Source organism: Gardnerella nova, from assembly GCF_049244055.1.
GTDB classification, from domain to species: domain Bacteria; phylum Actinomycetota; class Actinomycetes; order Actinomycetales; family Bifidobacteriaceae; genus Bifidobacterium; species Bifidobacterium vaginale_H.
Genome location: NZ_CP058369.1, coordinates 555,694 through 573,652 on the forward strand (window position 1 = coordinate 555,694; position 17,959 = coordinate 573,652).

The window sequence follows — 17,959 nt, forward strand, 5'->3', positions numbered from 1 at the left end:
ACTTGTTACTTGTGCCAGCACTTACAAAAGTGGCTGCGCAATAAATTAGTTCGTAAACAATTGTGTGAGGTCAGTAACTATGCAGTCTCATTCGAGAACGAATTTTTCATCGAGTACACGTCCCTTAAGTGATGCTTTTCGTTTAGCTTTGCTCGATTTAGATGGCGTGGTGTACCGCGGAGGTAACCCTGTCGAACATGCCGCAGATGCGATCACAAACGCGCAACAACACGGCATGGCTATTGAATACACCACCAATAATTCTTCTCGATTCCAAGCAACCGTCGCGGATCAGTTAAAAAGTTTCGGTCTTACTGTAGAGCCATGGCAGATTATCACTTCTTCAGTGGTTGCGGCGCGTATGGTAGCTCGCCATGTTGAGCGTGGATCCCGCGTATTGGTACTTGGTGCTGAACATTTGCGTGATGAAGTTCAACGAGCTGGTCTTAAACCGGTAGATTCGTGTGAAGATAATCCACAAGCCGTAATTCAAGGCTGGTATCCGCATATGACATGGCAGGAAATGGCGGAAGTTGCGTTCGCTGTAGAGCATGGCGCGCAGTATTTTGTTACCAATCGTGATTTGACGATTCCGCGAGAACTTGGCATTGCTCCTGGTTGCGGTTCTATGATTCAAGCTGTTATCAATGCAACTGGCGTGCAACCGATTGCTTCTGCAGGAAAACCAGAGTCGGCGATGTATGATGAAGCGCGATTCCTAGTTGCTGCGAATATCGAGCATAACGAAGAAGATTTTTCAGACAATACCGAACAGGACGAGTATGGTAATCCTGTTATAAGTATTTCACGCTCGCTCGCAGTGGGAGACCGTTTGGATACAGATATTGAGGCTGGCACTCGCGGAGGCTATGAGTCTTTGCTTGTGCTTACGGGCGTTACTGATCCGCGTATGCTTATGCTTGCGCCACAACATTTGCGTCCAAGTTTTGTGTCGAAAGATTTGCGAGGATTAAACGAAGCTCACGAAACTCCACAATTATGCGATACTGATACGTTTACGTGCGGTAAGGCAACAGCGCGTTGTTGTGATAATAAAACTATTGAAGTGAACGATACCAGCGATATCAATGCTTTGCGAGCAGCATGTGCGTTGGCGTGGAATCTTCAAGACCGTGGTGAAACACTGGAATCATACATGCTGCCGGAGTTTTCTCTATGAATATTCGCGAAGATTTAGTTGCGACTAATGCTGCCGATTTAACTCAACGGTTAGATTGTGCTCTCGTAAGTCGCGGTTTGACTGGAAGCAGAACCACCGCTCAGCGCTTAATACGTGCAGGAGCAGTAAGTGTTAACAACAGTAAAATTACTAAATCTTCGCTACTAGTAAAAAACTCAGATACAATAAGCGTCTCGCAATCACCAATCTCAGATTCATGTCTTCGCTACGTTTCTCGCGGAGCACTTAAGCTGGAAGGTGCCTTTGAAGCGTTTGCTGCCGACGGTTTAACGACTTGTGAAACGACTCAAGCACTCGATATTGGTGCTTCAACCGGCGGTTTTTGCGATGTACTGTTACAACGAGGTGTGCAATCAGTTATTGCTTTAGATGTTGGCCATGGTCAACTGCACCCGAGTATTGCAAAAAATCCTCGCGTTATTGAAATGAGCGGAGTTAATATTCGAGACGTTTATAAAGAAGATTTGCCTTATCAACCAAACCTTATTGTTTCGGACGTTTCTTTTATCTCTCTCACTTTAGTTATTCCTGTAATCGCGCGAATTGCGCAACCTAAAGCAGATGTTGTGCTACTTGTAAAGCCGCAGTTTGAAGTGGGCAAAGGTAATCTCGGCAAAGGTGGTATAGTAACCGACAAAAATCTGAGATTGCAAGCTTTATCAACTGTAAAAGATTGCGCTCAGCATAATGGTTTGTGCGTTGTTTCCACATGCCAATCTCCTATAGAAGGCACACACGGCAATGTTGAATACTTGCTGTACGCGCGTGTTTTGTAATTGACATAAGCTTGTAGATCCTCGCAGCACGCGTGAGCAATATGTCACGAAGCAATTACAATAGTGTGTGTTATGTTGTGACAGTACGAAGGGTCTGTTAATGCCGGAACGTTTAGTAAGTTGTGCTGCTCCTGGGAGTCGCCGCGCACTAGTAGTGACACATGCGAGACTTGATAGTCGCAGTACGGTAGTGAATCAGGTCACTACTCAGCTGCGTGATGCTGGTTTTCAAGTCGATGTGTTCCATAGTGCTGCGGTGTCTGATTTTGCGCAACATACTGCTCAGCTCGTTGACGAGCATACTGAAATTGTTGTGGTACTTGGCGGGGACGGTACCATGCTTCAAGCTGCTGAACTGGTTCATTGTGCACCTGTGCCAATTATTGGCATAAATCTTGGTCACGTCGGATTTTTAGCAGAGTTTGAAAGTTTCCAAATTGATGAGGCTATTCGCAGGATTGCGCAGAAGGACTATTTTTTGGAGCATAGAATGGAGGCTCACGTTGACGTGTGGCTTCCGGGGGAAAGTGAACCGTTAAGTGATTGGGCGCTTAATGATATTACGCTTGATCGAGCTGATCGCGGCCGCATGGTGGAGCTTTCTATCCGCGTTGACGACGTGGAAATGTCCTCGTTTGGTTGCGATGGAGTTATTGTTTCGACACCTACTGGTTCCACGGCTTACGCATTTTCTGCTGGAGGCTCTATTATGTGGCCGAACGTGGAGGCATTGCAATTAGTGCCGTTAGCTGCGCATGCCCTGTTTGCTAGGCCGCTGATTATCGGTTCTGGCTCTACTTTTACGATTGATATCCTTGAAGATTCTTCTTCGGGAGGTTGGATTTGTTGCGATGGGCGTAGACAGCGCGCGCTGCCACAAGGTTCACGCATACAAGTTCGACAATCTAAAGACGAATTGTTATTAGCGCGACTTTCCGGAGCACCTTTTACTAGACGTTTAGTTACCAAATTTGACTTACCGGTTGTAAGCTGGCGTGAACATAACAGCACTGTGGCAACGGACGAAAATAATCAAAAATAAACGAAATAATCAAAAATAAAATAAAAATAAAATAAAAAATACGTATAAATAAGCAAGTAGGAAACAAGTAAAAGTAACGGCAACAAACGGGCAGTAACAAAAGAGGTGTAACGTGCTGGAAGAATTAGAAATACGCAATCTCGGTCCAATTTCTCACGCACTTATTACGCCATGCGCAGCAATGACTGCAATTACTGGCGAAACAGGCGCGGGTAAATCCATGCTCTTAAGCGCAATTAAACTTATTTCTGGCGCAAAAGCAGAAGTCGCGCGAGTGTCGCCAAAAGCGCAAGAAGCGTGGGTTCAAGGCGTATTTAGTGTGGAAAAATCGTGTGAAGTTGCGAATATCATACGCGAAGCCGGAATTGAGCTAGAAACTTCAGAAAATGACGACAGTAAGCAAGATATGTACGTTGCTAGAACAGTTCCGCAGTCAGGGCGTTCTAGAGCTACGCTTTCTGGTTACGGAGCTCCAAAAACTTTGTTGGAAACAGTATGCTCGCATATTATAACTATTCACGGCCAAAGCGACCAGTTACGTATAGCAACATCTGCAAAGCAGCGCGAACTGCTCGATACTGTGGCGCGCAATAGCAACCTACGTTACGAATACGATCAGGCTTATAAAAATTGGAAGGATGCTCAACATACTCTCGATCGTCTTGAAAATCAGGCTGCGTCTTCCCGCCAACGTGCGGATTATCTTCGAGAATCAATAACTCGCATCCGCGCAGTAAATCCGCAGCCTAACGAAGACGAGACGCTGAAAACGAAACGAAATCGTATAGAAAATGCGGCACATATTATTCGCGCAGTGAGTACGGCACTTGCCGCTCTTGACGCCAGCCAAATTGACTACGAGTCCTCAGTTGAATCTGCTGATGCTTGCATGCTTATAGACAAGGCCGCACAAGCGCTACGGACACTACATGTTGATGACGACTGTGATACTCTGGCTCATCAGCTCGACGATTTGCACGCTCAGCTTAGCGATATTGTTATGCAGCTTGCTCGCATGTTAGACGTTGACGGCAGTGATGAGGATTTAGACGCGTTAAATTCGCGTATTCATGATCTTACTGAACTCACTCGCCGCTGGGGGCCTACACTTGACGACGTTTTAGACTGGGCTGAAAAAGCGCAGTTTGAACTTGAGGATTTGGACGATTCTCCAGAAGCTATAGAGCGTGCTCGCGCCGCTTGCAACAAGCACTATCGTGAGGCTCTCACCCTTGCTAAGGAATTATCTAAAACGCGCGTGCAAGCAGCTGAAAAGCTTAGCAGTGAAGTTACGGCGGAGTTAAAATCCTTGGCTATGTCTGGAGCGCAGCTCAACGTACGCGTAAATCCTCGAAATGAAGATGCGCAGGATTCGGATGTGCTTGATTCTCACGGAATCGATGATGTTGAGTTTTTGTTCCGACCTTTTCCCGCATCCGACGATTTGCCAATAGGGAAGAGCGCTTCCGGAGGCGAATTGAGCCGACTTATGCTTGCCATGGAGCTTGTTGTTGCTCAACTCAGTGATAATGACGAATCGATGATGACGTTTATTTTTGATGAAGTTGATGCTGGTGTCGGCGGTGTAGCTGCTGTAGAACTTGGCAAACGTTTGGCTCAACTTGCTCAACACGCTCAAGTTATTGTAGTAACACATTTGGCTCAGGTTGCTTCTTTTGCTAATGCTCAGTTTGCTGTGCAAAAAACTGTAACGGCATCTTCTGACGATGCTCAGTCGCAATATGCTGACACTACGGTTACAAAACTTGAAGGTGTGGCGCGTGAGCAGGAGATTGCTCGTATGCTTGCTGGTAGTGAATCGCAAACTTCACTGGAGCATGCTCGCGAATTGTTGGCAACAAGCAGGAAAATGGTCGATAATGTTGAAAAATAGTTCTATGATTCGTGCAGCAATTTTTGATTTTGACGGAACTCTTATTGATTCGCTTGGAGTTTGGGATGATATTGACAAGCGTAGTTTTGCTAAGCGGGGTATGAACGTCCCAGATATTTTCGCCGATACTACAGCGATGATGAATCCTCGCCAAATTGCGGATTATGTTATTAAAAATTATTGTTTTACGGATTCTCCGGAAGATTTGATGCAAGAATGGTCAGATATGGCGTTTGACGAGTATGCTAATCATCTTCCTCTTCTAAAGGGAGCGTACGATTACGTTCAATACTTGCGTTCTAAAAAAATAACGTTGCTTCTGATTACTACTCTTTCTAAACGTTTATGTGTGCCTGCTTTAGAAAGATTTGGTTTATTAGATTGCTTTGATTTTCTTCAATTTGGGGAAGATTTATCCGAAGCTGGAAAGAATAGTCCTAAAACTTATCTCGACATCGCAAATAATCTTAAAATTAATCCTGAAGATTGCGCAGTATTTGAGGATTCGCCTACCGCTTTACGTTCAGCTCAGTTAGCGGGAATGCAAACGTATGGAGTGGTGGATGATATTCACGCTGAAATCGCTGCGGATTCTCCGTTTAGTAAATGCGTTGCGGTGTTTTCAGATTTCGCAGACGCGCCAAAGATTGCTACTTCGACAGCGAAGTAATGTATTGGCTGCTTATTATTTGTTCTTGAGAGGTTGAGTTGATGAGGTTTCACATACCCCGGGTTTTGTCGTGCGCACAAGTGCACACGGATGGCCATCCATCTCGATTTGACGTTGCCGCCAAACTCTAGCAGTCTACCCGAAGACTTGGGCGAGCAGCCCTTAAACGTCTTCTGCTTGACCTTGCTCCCAATGAGGCTTGCCATGCGGCTTACTGTTACCAGAAGCCCGGTGGTCTCTTACACCGCCGTTTCACCCTTACCTAAACGAAACATTTAGGCGGTCTGTTCTCTGCTGCGCTATCTCTCAGGTCGCCCTGGGCGGACGTTATCCGCCATTGTGCTCTGTGGAGCCCGGAAGTTCCTCAGTCACTCCGAATGAACATTGTGACCGCGGCCATCGTGAAACCTCAACCTTCCTGATTATAGCAGATACTTTTCGTTACGTAAAAAAGTTAGTTATTTTGCGGAAAATATTACAAAATTTCCGAATTTTTTCTCTAAATTTTGCAACTTGCCTAGGTTCTTATTGATTAAACGGATATAATAGAAGAACCGACGGCATCGTGGCAGTCGGTGTGTATACAAATCGAACTTAAGGTTCGAATCTATTCGGGGAGGTTTCGCATGGAAATCGTCATTACTGGTCGTCATACGCAAATTAATCAAAGGTTCCGTGACGTTGTAGAAAGTAAGATGAATCGTGTGACCGCCATTGCGCCTGATGCGCAGCGTGTACAGATTGTGCTTAATTCTGAAGGTAATCCGCGGCAGGCTGACACTGCAAAGCGAGTTGAAATTACTGTTGTTGCAGGCAGCACAGTGATTCGTGCTGAAGCTTCGAGCACTGATCAATTTAGCGCTTTAGATATGGCGCTCGATAAGTTGACGCTTCGTTTGCGTCGTACCCGTGACCGTCGTAAGGATCACCGTCGTGGCTACACGGATATGGTTCCTGTGGATATGGGTGTTGCAGTGCCTGAAGTTGAAACTACTGTTGAGGAGCCTCAAGAAGACGAATTGAATAGTGCTGATGCTGCTGTTGCTTCTGATTTAGGCCCTGGTGAGTCTGTAGAAGTGAGCGTTGGAAGCACTCCTATTGTGATTCGTCGTAAGCTTCATATTGCGGAGCCTATGAGCATTGACGAGGCTTTGTACGAAATGGAACTTATTGGTCACGATTTCTTCCTGTTCGTTAACAAGGAGACTATGCGACCATCGGTTGTCTATCGTAGGCACGGCTGGAGCTACGGCGTATTTGAGATTGATACGCCTGAGAATGTTGCTCGACAAAAGTAAATAAAGCCTAGATAAATCGCTTGTGCGAGTGGATATGCCCGTCTGACACAGTGTTGGACGGGCATTTTTTACGGGTTTTCAGACTCGCTAGCTTACAAAAATCGCAGCCGTCGCGTAATATAGGCACAGTTTACGTCTATGTTGGCTAGGCCGTCTTCATAGACATGACCTAAGGGAGCAAAACGTGGTAGATATCGTCGATAAAGCCTTGCGTATGGGTGAAGGCCGTCAATTGAAGCGCCTTGAGAACGTAGCCAAGGCTGTGAATGCGTTAGAAGATGAAATTTCTGCGCTTTCCGATGAAGAGCTGAAAGGCCAAACAGCTAAGTTCAAGCAGAAGTTAGACAATGGTGCGAAACTTGATGATTTAATGCCTGAAGCCTTTGCTACAGTTCGTGAAGTTTCAAAGCGTACGCTTGGCCAACGCCACTTCGACGTGCAGCTTATGGGTGGCGCGGCATTGCATTGGGGCAATATCGCAGAAATGAAAACTGGTGAAGGTAAGACACTTGTCGCAACATTGCCAAGCTACTTGAATGCTTTGGAAGGTAAGGGCGTGCACGTTGTTACTGTGAACGATTACCTTGCAAGTTACCAGAGTGAATTGATGGGACGTATTTACCGATTCCTCGGCATGAGCGTTGGCTGCATTATTACTGATCAACAGCCTCCGGAGCGTCGTAAGCAGTACAATGCGGACATCACGTACGGTACTAATAACGAATTTGGCTTCGACTATTTGCGCGATAATATGGCTTGGGAAAAGGCTGATCTTGTTCAGCGCGGACACCATTACGCTATTGTCGATGAGGTTGATTCCATTCTCATCGATGAGGCTCGTACGCCGCTTATTATTTCTGGTCCAGCTGAGGGAGACGTCACTCGTTGGTATCGTGAGTTTGCCAAGCTCGTATTGAAACTTACTCGTGACGTTGATTACGAGATTGACGAAAAGAAGAAAACTGCTGGTATTCTCGACGCTGGTATCGCTAAGATTGAAGATTACTTGGGCATCGATAATCTCTATGAGCCTACGAATACGGCACTTATTGGTTATTTGAACAATGCTTTGAAAGCTAAGGAACTCTTCCTTCTTGATCGTGACTATGTTGTTACTAACGGCGAGGTGTTAATCGTTGACGAGCACACTGGTCGTGTGCTTCCAGGACGTCGTTACAGCGAAGGTTTGCATCAGGCAATAGAAGCTAAAGAGAATGTGGAAGTTAAGGCAGAAAATCAGACTTTCGCAACGATTACTCTTCAGAATTACTTCCGTATGTACGACAAGCTTGCTGGCATGACTGGTACTGCTGAAACTGAAGCTGCAGAGTTCATGGGCACCTACAAGTTAGGCGTGCTTCCAATTCCTTCAAACCGTCCTGTTATTCGTATGGATAAGGATGATTTGATCTTCCGCACGAAGAAAGAAAAGCTTACTGCTATTGTGCGCGATGTTGCTGCACGCCATGCTAAGGGTCAGCCAGTATTGCTTGGTACGGCTTCTGTCGAATCTTCGGAGATTCTTTCCTCTCTGCTCGACGTCGCTCGTATTCCTCACCAGGTGTTGAATGCTAAGCAGAATGCTAAGGAAGCTGCCGTTGTTGCTGTTGCAGGCCGTAAGGGTGCTGTCACTGTTGCTACTAACATGGCAGGCCGTGGTACTGATATTATGCTCGGCGGTAATGTTGAGTTCCTTGCAGATGCTAAGTTGAAGGCTGATGGCTATTCTCCAGACGATACTCCTGACGAGTACGAGAAGCGCTGGCCAGGCACCTTAGCTGAGGTTAAGGAGCAGGTTAAGGACGAGCATGAAGAAGTTAAGAAGCTTGGTGGCTTGTATGTGCTCGGTACTGAACGTCACGAATCTCGCCGTATTGATAATCAGTTGCGTGGTCGTTCTGGCCGTCAGGGTGATCCTGGCGAGTCGCGCTTCTACTTGAGCTTGGAAGATGATTTGATGCGTCTGTTTAACACGCAGCTTGTTGCGCGTGTTATGGCGAAGGGCTTGCCGGAAGGCGAGCCAATCGAATCTAAGTATGTTTCTAATGGCGTGCGTACTGCTCAGAAAACTGTTGAAGCTCGTAACTTTGAGATGCGTAAGAACGTTTTGAAGTATGACGATGTTATGAATAAGCAGCGTACTGTTATTTATGCTGAACGTCAGATGGTGCTTAAGGGTGAAGATATTCACGATGATATTTTGAAGTTCATTAGAGACACTGCAGAAAGTTACGTGCGTGGCGCTATGAACGGCTCTGATAAGCCAAAGAATTGGGATTTGCAGGGATTGTCTAAGGCTCTTGATGCTGTTATGCCTGTAATTCTTGATTGGGATGAAGTTCATGAGACGATTGACAAGCTCAAGGGAGACAAAGCCGTTGTTGCTTTGCGTGATTTGATTGTCGAAAGTGCCACTGTTTTCTATGTTCTCTTTGAGTCTCGTATCGGTAGTGATGCGTTGCGTCAGCTCGAGCGTCGTGTCGTCTTGGCTGTGCTCGATCGCAAGTGGCGTGAACATCTCTACGAGATGGATTACTTGAAGGATGGTATTGGTCTGCGCGGTATGGGTCAGCGTGATCCTTTGGTTGAGTATCAGCGCGAAGGCTACCAGATGTACAATTCCATGATTGAGGCGATCAAGGAAGAAAGCATCCAGCTGCTGTTCCATATTGATATTGATCAGGTTGCTTCTACGGATGATAATTCTGACGCTGAGGTTGACGCTGATATTGCTCAGGTTTCTGCCGAGGTTGATACAGAAGATCAGCCAAGCGGAATCGTTGGTCCAGCTCCTTTGAGCCATGCTGAGGGTGAAGTTCCATTGAGCATGCGTCCAAAGGCCGAAGAGTGGAAGACTCCGTGGGCTGACGGCCGTACGTTCCCAGGCACCAACAAGAATGATGAGTGCCCATGCGGTTCTGGTCGCAAGTACAAGCTTTGCCACGGTCAGAATGAAGCTGGCAACGAAGCTGAGTAAAAGTAAAAACAGTAAATAAGATTTTGCGTGGTCCTTCTCTTCTCCAGGATCACGCAATTTTTTATATAGTAAAGGGCTGGTATGTTTTGCGCATATCAGCCCTTTTGTTAAATAGTTGCTAAATAATTACTAAATAGTTATCAAATTATTTACGCTTGTTACCTGCATTACCAATTATTTCTGTGAAATATTAGCGAAAAGCAACTTCTATACTCTTGCGCCTTCACCGTAATCATTATAATCCTCTTTGGAAGGAGAATGTTTTTTGTGAGTAAGCAGCAATCCTGCGCCTCCGACAAGAACGAAAATAGCACTAGCGATACCTATAGTGCTTGCAAATCCAGGTAAGAAAGCCAAAGAAAGGATGCCTGCAATACCAGCAATTAATAACACCCACAAAACAACTGTTACCCACGAAATGTTCTCAAATTGTGGATTTGGCGGTACGAAATCGTCGCCATAATCTTCCATTGTTTTGTCCAAATCAAGCCAACTGCTACGCGTATTGTCGCGAGGCCCGCCAGGATTAGTAAAACGCACGTGCGGATCCTGCATTCTTTGAGGAATAATATAAGATTTTTTACTACTTAAGTTGCTAAGAGAAAACTTATTTGTTTTATTTGTCTTATTCGTATCTGTTTTATCTGCAGAAGATTTTGCAATCTCGTTCAAGCGAATACTATGCTCTAACTTTTTTGCTTTTCGCTGCGCATGCTTCTCAAAGCTTTGCGCACTTTTTGAACGTGCAACTTCATTCAAATCGTCTGCGTGCTCTTCTACAAAAGACGACCAATCTTTGTATATATTAGCGGAACTGTTGTCAGCAGGAATATTGTCGTCAGCAGAATTGTTGCGCTCAGTATCCTCACGGCGAGGGTCATTGGTATTCTTAGAAGATGTCATGATTTATACTGTATCAAGTCAGCCTGATTCCCACGCGTTTTGCGCAGTGCAGCAGTACGGATGCAGATGAAGAAAGGATACGATATGTTGTACTGGTTCTTCGTGAAAGGGCTTGGGGGTATAGCCCGTATGAGGATTCATCCGTCAGCTCAAGGTGTTGAGAATATTCCGAAGAATGGTGGTGCAATTATTGCTGCAAATCATCTTGCTGTTATCGATGATGCTTTGCTGCCTTTAACTTGTCCTCGCATGATTCATTTCATGGGCAAAGCCGAATATTTTGAAGGCAAAGGATTAAAGGGACGTTTCAAAAAGTGGTGGTTTACTTCCGTTGGAGTATTTCCTGTTGACCGTTCTGGTGGTTCTAAGTCCTTGGGAGCGTTGAATCACGCAAAAGAAATTTTGGAAAAAGGGCAACTTTTTGGTATTCATATCGAAGGCACGAGAAGCCCTGACGGTCGTTTGTATCGTGGTCACACCGGTGCAGCTCGTCTTGCGTTAGAAACAGGATGCCCGATTGTGCCTGTTGCTATTATTGGCACGCGTGAACTGCAACCTCAAGGTACGATTGTCCCAATGAAGGGAAAAACAAAGGCAATATATGGTAAGCCAATTGCTGTAGAGCGCGTCAATAATTCCGACGAGATTACGCATGAACGGTTACGTGAAATCACTGACCAAGTAACTCAAGCTATTGCTCGCATGAGCGGACAAGAATACGTTGATGAGTATGCGCAAACAGTGAAGCAACGCATGCGAGAATTGCGGGCAGCGCAAGAAAGCGCCAAGTAGCGTATTCCGTACAAGTAGTGTATTTGTAGTAGCTGCCGAGCCCGTTCGTTACCGTGAGGCTGCGCTTATCGTTTAGGCCGCTTGCTAATGTGCTAAATCAAATTACAGTGAGTGTAATTACTGTTGGGCGGCCTTGCGCATCCTTAAGTGGGACTTCATTACCCGCTCCAGGTGACTGGAATCGCACAACGTGCATGTAGTCGCCAAGAGGAGCGGAAACTTTTACTTGTAGTCCTAACGCTTCGATAACGCTACGGGCTTCAGTAGTATTCTTGCCACAAACATTAGGCAAAATAACGGTTTTAGGCCCTCGTGAAACCGTAACTTTAATGCTGTCGCCCCAGTGCATTGCTGATCCAGTTTCAACAGAAGCGCTTATAATTTTACCTTTTGGTACGGTGTCACTATTTTCTTCTTCGTAGGTGACGTTTAATTTAGCATCGTTTAACGCCGCGTCTGCTTCATCCTTAGTGTGATTAATAATATCTGGCATTTTTACCGGCATAGGGCCTTTAGAAAGCAGCACACTTACTTCGCTGTTATAATTCATGCGCGTGCCAGGTTTAGGACTAATATCGATAACACTGCCGGCTGGTACGTCAATAGAATACACGTCCAAAGATGAGCGGTGAATAATATGATTAAATCCTGCCTTACGCAGCGCCTGCAACGGCTTCTTTCCGTGAGCACTGTGTGGGTTAGTAATATCCTCAGGAATAGTAGCTTTACGAATGCCAAGCGAAAGTATAACTCGGAGTCGCCCGTTATTATGCTTGCTAATATGACCGCCTACTACGTCAGGTTCGGTAGCTAACACTTTTCCTGCAGTAACGGTATCGCTATAATCCTTGCTTACAGTGTATGGAATACCGGCCACTTTCAGCGTGCTTTCATAACGCTGCCAGTCAACATCGGTTACTTTGCACGACTGATTTATGCAGTGAAGATCTTCCGGCTTAGGAAGTGACCAGTAGCTTCCCGGACCAAAGAAATACCAATAGCCGCCAATGCCAATTACCGCAAGGGCTGCAACAGTAATACTTCCAGTAATAATAAATAATTTATTGCGAGCACCTTTGCGAGACGACGATTCACGAGTATGAGGTGATGCTTCTGGAGAAATCGTAGCCGGAGCAGTTTTCTTATTGTGGTTAAGATTGCGAGCATCCAACGCAACGGTGGGAAGATTGCTGTCATCAAAAGCTTCTAAAGGATCGTTGTGAGGATTATATGCTTCGTTGCTCGGATCATCCCAAGCCATCAGTTTAGTAGAGTATGAATCCGCATCTTGCGGGGAAAGAGCTGTGATTTTGGTATCAGTAGCGATGGTAGGAGTGCTGGCGAATGGTTGCGCAATTTCTGGAGTGTCAGCAGCATAAGCACCATCCTGATTGCGTGCAGCGTGAGTATCCGGCATAGCGATTGCGCGAGTAGCGTCTAAGTCGTCAGTTGCTGTTTCTTGCTGCGCTGTTTTTTGCAACAAGCCGTCATCCTCATTGAGGGGAGAAAGATTATCTGCTGGAGTTGTATACAGTTTGTTAAGTGGGGAGTCTGATTCAACAAAATCTGCATCTTCAGGCCCCTGAGGCTCCACATACTTATATTGCCAATCTTCAGCGCTTAATTGAGTGGAAAGACTACGCAACTGTGCTAGAGCTTCACTAGCATCTTTTGGACGTTCGTTCGTATCTCGTGCCGTTAGTTTTGCAATAAAATGTGCAACTTTTTCGCTGATACCGGAACATACTGTACTAATAGAAGGCGTATTTTCGTGAACATGCTTAAACACGAGTGTAACTGGGTTATCAGCAGTGAATGGCACGCGTCCAGCTAGCATTTCCCAAGCCATCATTCCTGCAGAATATAAGTCGCCTTGTGGAGTTGCAAGATTGTGCTCAATAAGTTCAGGAGCAAGATAAGCAGCTGTTCCAAGGAGTAGACCGGTAGAAGACAGTGTTGCTTGCGAGATAGCACGAGCTAAACCAAAATCAGTGATTTGCACATGCCCGCGGCTGTTAATTAAAATATTTTCAGGCTTAATATCGCGGTGCACAACCCCTGCTTGGTGCGCTGAAGCAAGACCGTCTAAGGTTTCAGCGAGTAGACGAAGCGTGTCTTTTACGCTGAAAGTACCTTGCATATTCATTTCGTAGCGCAAATTTACGCCGTGTACGTACTCCATAACGAGGTAGTCGAGACCGTCATATTCGCCGGTGTCGTACACTTGCACAATATGTGGGTTTGCGATTGCTGCTGCAGAAGTTGCTTCCCTGCGGAATCTTGCAATGAACTGTTGCCGATGCACTCCTTGAGCAAGCTGAGTGTGCATTATTTTGATTGCTACTGGTCGACTTAAACGCTCATCTTGCGCTTGGTAGACGGTAGCCATACCACCTTCAGCGATTTTACGCACAATGCGATAGCGATTTTCAATGCACATGCCAGGTTGTACCTGCGTTGCTTCAGTCATTGTCACAATCCTTACACGCGTAAAAACCTCATATTACTGCTTATTATTTACGATTGTACCGTCAGCATGGTAACGAAGGTTCCTTTACAGTGTTACTCTAGCACTATTGTACATTGCGCCATGCTTCTGGTATGAAACGTTCGCTTATAGTATGCAATATAGTTTTTGCGTTATCGCTAAGTTTGCTTGTTTCAATAGCCTGCTGCGATTGGTTCCAAAGCTCCATTATTCTTTGTTTTGAGCGGTCAATTGCGCCTGAAGTATAGTAAATTTGGATGATTTGTTTTACGTCATCGTCGCTTCTGGAAGCGCCTGTATAGGCTTTGCGTAGCACACTTTGTTCAGTTGCACTTCCGTATTGCAGTGCGTCGGCGAGAAGTACTGCGCGTTTACCTTCGCGAATATCTCCGCCGATAGGTTTCCCTGTGTGCTTACTGTCAGAAACAATATCGATTAAATCGTCGGCAATTTGGAATGCTATTCCTAATGGATCGCCTATGCGTTGCGCGAGTTCGTATGCTTCTTGAGGGGGGATATGACCAGCGAGAAAACCAAGAGTAAGAGGGGCGACAGTAGTGTAGCTTGCTGTTTTCCAACGAAATACGTTAAGTGACGATTCAGCAAGTTGCTTAGGATTATCTAATTGCATCATTTCAATAGACAAATCCAATACTTGGCCGACACCAACGTTTTTTTGCATATCTGCAAAAGCTTCTAAAATTTCTTTGCTATAAACAAAGTGTTGCGAAGCTGCGTTTGTAATAACAAAACTTGCTGTAGCAAGTAAATCGCCAAGCATAAGCCCGAGTCCTGTGCCGATATGCTGATCGTTGTATGCACTGCTTAGTGCACAATACGCGCTCGGCTTGCCGCGTCGCAATGCGGATTCGTCAATAATGTCGTCGTGAATAAGGGCAGCAGTTTGGAAAACTTCTAAAGCGCAAGCAACGTCAAATATTGCTTGCTGTTGAATCTCGTTTGTGTCAGTGTCACCGCTTACTGCTTGGAATGTTGAAAGAAGAAGCAAAGCTCGAAGTCGTTTGCCGCCTTCGCTTGACATAATTGCTTGCTCAACTACTTTCTGTAATGTCGTTGCACACGTTGAGGAAAGATTGCTTGCTGCTGTTGTAGAAAATTGTTGCAAAATCAGCGTACGAATACGCGATTCAATATCGTTAAGCGTGCAATGATAATCCGTTAATGTGCTCATACTATGAAAGTTATCCACAGGGCTGAACATTATAAAACACAATATTTTCTAGGGGTGAGATAACTTTGCACTCCAAAGGTCGCTATTCGTTGAGGATTAGTCGTGCACTTGAGAGACTTGGATTATCAAGTTCCGCTTTGTGAATCTTGACACATTATATGCCGTACATTTATTGCACACATTAAGGAGAGGTAGATATGGCAACGGTTGATATTGAACTAGATAAAAAGGCTGTTCATAGCTGCATTGACGACTTTGATATTCACAGTCTTACAGAAATTTATGGTCCAAGTGCCACTACTGCTGGCGATTTCGACAGTATCGTAGGGATTGAAGATGTTGAATCCTTGGCTGGAAGAGAAATTGCGGATATTAACGGGAAAATATATCCGTCAAAAGAATGTTGCTATTTTATGTCTATTCCAACTAACTATGTTGTGAAACATTGTAAGGATGAGTCTGCTTGGATTCAAGGTTTGCAGTATTGGGTCAGTATTGCTGCCAAGGGATTTATTGAAGGAGTGGCACAATACGGTAAACAGTACACTGTGCAACGCTTTACCTATCGTGCAGTGAACCGTTGGTTTAGTATGGCTTCTAACGACACGGACTTAGCAGGTTCTGATTTCATCATGATTCCTCTAGCTATGTTCCACAACATTAACGTTCGCGATGCAATACTGGTTGCTATTTTGGACGAAAATGATGAGTGGTACGGAGGTGAAATGCTCTCTGATCTCGCTTGGTTGCCGCATGTGCCAGAAATGTCGTTGAACTTGCGCCATTTTTTGGAAGCTAAATTTGCTCAGAATGAAACGCCTAAAATTAGTAGGGCTGTTAAAGCACGAAAATTATTGGAAGCAATGGCAATTATTGTGCAAGAGATTCCTGAATTGACAGTGCAAGTATATGCACTAATTGCGTATATCAGTTGGTGGTTTAGACTTGGCGACGTAGCTCACTACGCTAATCGCGCTTTACAGATTGATCCTGACTGTTCTATGGCGAAAATTGTAAATTCAGCTATCGAACACGGTATTGAACCAGCATGGCTTGATAGTCACGCCACGCCGCAAGAAGAGTGAGGGGAATAATCGTCTTGCTAAGATGGTTTACTACTTATGGTAAAACTTGCCCTTGCTTGAACTATGCCCAGAAAGCACTGCGAGGGAATACTACAGGAGGAACAGTTTGGCGAGCGAAGTTGAATCAACAGCTGATGAGTATGAAGCGCAAGAAAATAGTAAACCTGCAACAACGCGTAAGGCTAGTGCTACGCGCAAAAGTAGTGCACGCACTTCGTCATCTGCTAGCAAATCTCGCTCTTCTCGCACAAAGCGTGCGGAAGAAAATCAGACTGATACTCAAGATGCGTTGCAAGACGAGCTTATAGAGAGTGACGAATTAGAAGATTCACATTCTTCCTTCGATGACGAGCTAGATGACGAACCGCATCTTGACGATGAAGATCAAATTAATCTTGATGATTTAGATGACATTCAGCCTGAAGATATCGATGGCGTTGATGATCTTACTGACGTAGACGTGTCTGATGACGATCTCGACGAAGAACCAGATGATATTGATGATGCTGAGGATCACGATGAGCACAAGCTTGATGTTCCGCAAGTACCACAAGCTAAAGGTGCCTTCATTGTTCGAGATGATGATGACGACGATAATCTCACGCCTTCTGGCAATCCAAAGCGACGCGTTATTGCAACCGGCGCTACGGCGGATCCTGTGAAGGATTATTTGAAGCAGATTGGTCGTGTGAGCCTTCTTAACGCCGAACAAGAAGTGGATTTGTCGGAGCGAATTGAGGCTGGCTTATATGCTCAGCATTTGTTAGATACTCAGATTGATCAAATGGAGTTTAAGCGTAAGCGCGAGCTTAAGTGGGCTGCGGCTGACGGCAAAAAAGCTAAAGATCATCTGTTGGAAGCAAACTTGCGACTTGTGGTTTCGCTTGCTAAGCGCTACACAGGTCGAGGCATGCTTTTCCTTGATTTAATTCAGGAAGGTAACCTTGGTCTGATTCGAGCAGTAGAAAAGTTCGATTGGAAGAAGGGCTTTAAGTTCTCCACTTACGCAACATGGTGGATTCGCCAAGCTATTACGCGCGCAATGGCTGACCAGGCTCGTACGATTCGAGTGCCAGTGCACATGGTGGAAGTTATTAACAAGCTTTCCAGAGTTCAGCGTCAAATGCTGCAAGATCTTGGGCGCGAACCTACGCCGGATGAGCTTGCACGCGAGCTTGATATGCCTGTAGAAAAGGTTCAGGAAGTGCAAAAGTATGGTCGTGAGCCGATTTCTTTGCACACGCCTTTGGGTGAGGATGGCGACTCTGAATTCGGTGATTTGATTGAAGACACTGATGCAATTGCACCGTCTGATGCAGTGGCCTTCTCACTTTTGCAAGAGCAGTTTAGGCAAGTGCTGGAAACGTTAGCACCTCGTGAAGCTGGTGTTATTAAGATGCGCTACGGCTTGGAAGATGGTCAGCCTAAGACATTGGACGATATTGGTCGCGTGTACGGCGTGACTCGTGAGCGTATTCGTCAGATTGAGTCGAAGACTATGTCTAAGCTGCGCCATCCTTCCAGATCACAGACTTTGCGTGACTTCTTAGATCAGTGATTGTAAAGCATGTCATATAGCAAGTGTCGTATTATTGCTGCAAGTAAGGGTGATAATACGACACTTGTTGCTTAGTATTAGTA

The 17,959-nt window shown here is 45.3% G+C and carries 13 protein-coding genes and 1 other RNA gene; 10 read left to right on the forward strand and 4 right to left on the reverse strand.

Going from position 1 to position 17,959, the window contains the following annotated elements; all coding sequences use genetic code 11:
* Window positions 1–79 precede the first annotated feature (79 nt).
* The 5 genes from HXT56_RS02340 to HXT56_RS02360 all read left to right on the forward strand — a co-directional run bounded on the left by HXT56_RS02340 (window position 80) and on the right by HXT56_RS02360 (window position 5,583).
* Complete coding sequence (locus tag HXT56_RS02340; RefSeq protein WP_421778343.1) at window positions 80–1,180, forward strand: HAD-IIA family hydrolase; 1,101 nt, start codon at window positions 80–82, stop codon at window positions 1,178–1,180.
* Window positions 1,177–1,977 (forward strand): TlyA family RNA methyltransferase, encoded by an 801-nt coding sequence (locus HXT56_RS02345; RefSeq protein WP_421778344.1) that lies wholly within the window; start codon window positions 1,177–1,179, stop codon window positions 1,975–1,977. The genes HXT56_RS02340 and HXT56_RS02345 overlap by 4 nt, the downstream gene beginning before the upstream one ends.
* A gap of 100 nt (window positions 1,978–2,077) precedes the next feature.
* Entirely contained in the window at window positions 2,078–3,019 is a 942-nt protein-coding gene (locus tag HXT56_RS02350) for an NAD kinase (protein WP_116711670.1), read from the forward strand.
* Window positions 3,020–3,131: 112 nt separating this feature from the next.
* Window positions 3,132–4,913, forward strand: a complete 1,782-nt coding sequence (recN, locus tag HXT56_RS02355; protein WP_421778345.1) for a DNA repair protein RecN — start codon at window positions 3,132–3,134, stop codon at window positions 4,911–4,913.
* Window positions 4,900–5,583 carry an HAD family hydrolase gene (locus HXT56_RS02360; protein WP_116711672.1) on the forward strand — a complete coding sequence of 228 codons (684 nt, stop codon included), beginning with the start codon at window positions 4,900–4,902 and terminating at the stop codon, window positions 5,581–5,583. Before recN ends, HXT56_RS02360 begins: the two co-directional genes overlap by 14 nt.
* A 38-nt stretch (window positions 5,584–5,621) precedes the next feature.
* On the opposite strand, the gene rnpB is transcribed toward HXT56_RS02360, so the two are convergent.
* An RNA gene (gene rnpB / locus HXT56_RS02365) (RNase P RNA component class A) lies at window positions 5,622–5,995 on the reverse strand.
* 214 nt (window positions 5,996–6,209) lie between these two features.
* On the opposite strand from rnpB, the gene hpf reads away from it, so the two are divergent.
* The gene (hpf, locus tag HXT56_RS02370; RefSeq protein WP_116711673.1) at window positions 6,210–6,881 is read left to right on the forward strand and encodes a ribosome hibernation-promoting factor, HPF/YfiA family; all 672 of its coding nucleotides are present in this window, start codon (window positions 6,210–6,212) and stop codon (window positions 6,879–6,881) included.
* A 184-nt stretch (window positions 6,882–7,065) separates the two neighbouring features.
* On the forward strand, window positions 7,066–9,858 hold the full coding sequence (secA, locus tag HXT56_RS02375; protein WP_421778346.1) for a preprotein translocase subunit SecA: 2,793 nt from the start codon (window positions 7,066–7,068) through the stop codon (window positions 9,856–9,858).
* A 207-nt stretch (window positions 9,859–10,065) separates the two neighbouring features.
* Here secA and HXT56_RS02380 read toward each other — a convergent pair whose 3' ends face one another.
* A complete protein-coding gene (locus HXT56_RS02380; protein ID WP_421778347.1) occupies window positions 10,066–10,761 on the reverse strand; it encodes a hypothetical protein in 696 nt (231 codons plus the stop codon).
* An 84-nt stretch (window positions 10,762–10,845) separates the two neighbouring features.
* Between HXT56_RS02380 and HXT56_RS02385 the strand changes: the two genes are divergently transcribed.
* Window positions 10,846–11,553, forward strand: a complete 708-nt coding sequence (locus HXT56_RS02385) for a lysophospholipid acyltransferase family protein (protein ID WP_421778468.1) — start codon at window positions 10,846–10,848, stop codon at window positions 11,551–11,553.
* A 97-nt stretch (window positions 11,554–11,650) separates the two neighbouring features.
* Here the strand turns inward: HXT56_RS02385 and HXT56_RS02390 are convergent, their stop codons facing one another.
* A complete protein-coding gene (locus HXT56_RS02390) occupies window positions 11,651–14,023 on the reverse strand; it encodes a protein kinase domain-containing protein (RefSeq protein ID WP_421778348.1) in 2,373 nt (790 codons plus the stop codon).
* 103 nt (window positions 14,024–14,126) lie between these two features.
* Window positions 14,127–15,233 carry a polyprenyl synthetase family protein gene (locus HXT56_RS02395; RefSeq protein ID WP_421778349.1) on the reverse strand — a complete coding sequence of 369 codons (1,107 nt, stop codon included), beginning with the start codon at window positions 15,231–15,233 and terminating at the stop codon, window positions 14,127–14,129.
* Window positions 15,234–15,430: 197 nt separating this feature from the next.
* Between HXT56_RS02395 and HXT56_RS02400 the strand changes: the two genes are divergently transcribed.
* Window positions 15,431–16,318 (forward strand): hypothetical protein, encoded by an 888-nt coding sequence (locus HXT56_RS02400; protein ID WP_421778350.1) that lies wholly within the window; start codon window positions 15,431–15,433, stop codon window positions 16,316–16,318.
* A gap of 106 nt (window positions 16,319–16,424) precedes the next feature.
* The gene (locus tag HXT56_RS02405; RefSeq protein WP_250309389.1) at window positions 16,425–17,876 is read left to right on the forward strand and encodes an RNA polymerase sigma factor; all 1,452 of its coding nucleotides are present in this window, start codon (window positions 16,425–16,427) and stop codon (window positions 17,874–17,876) included.
* The last annotated feature ends 83 nt before the right edge of the window (window positions 17,877–17,959 follow it).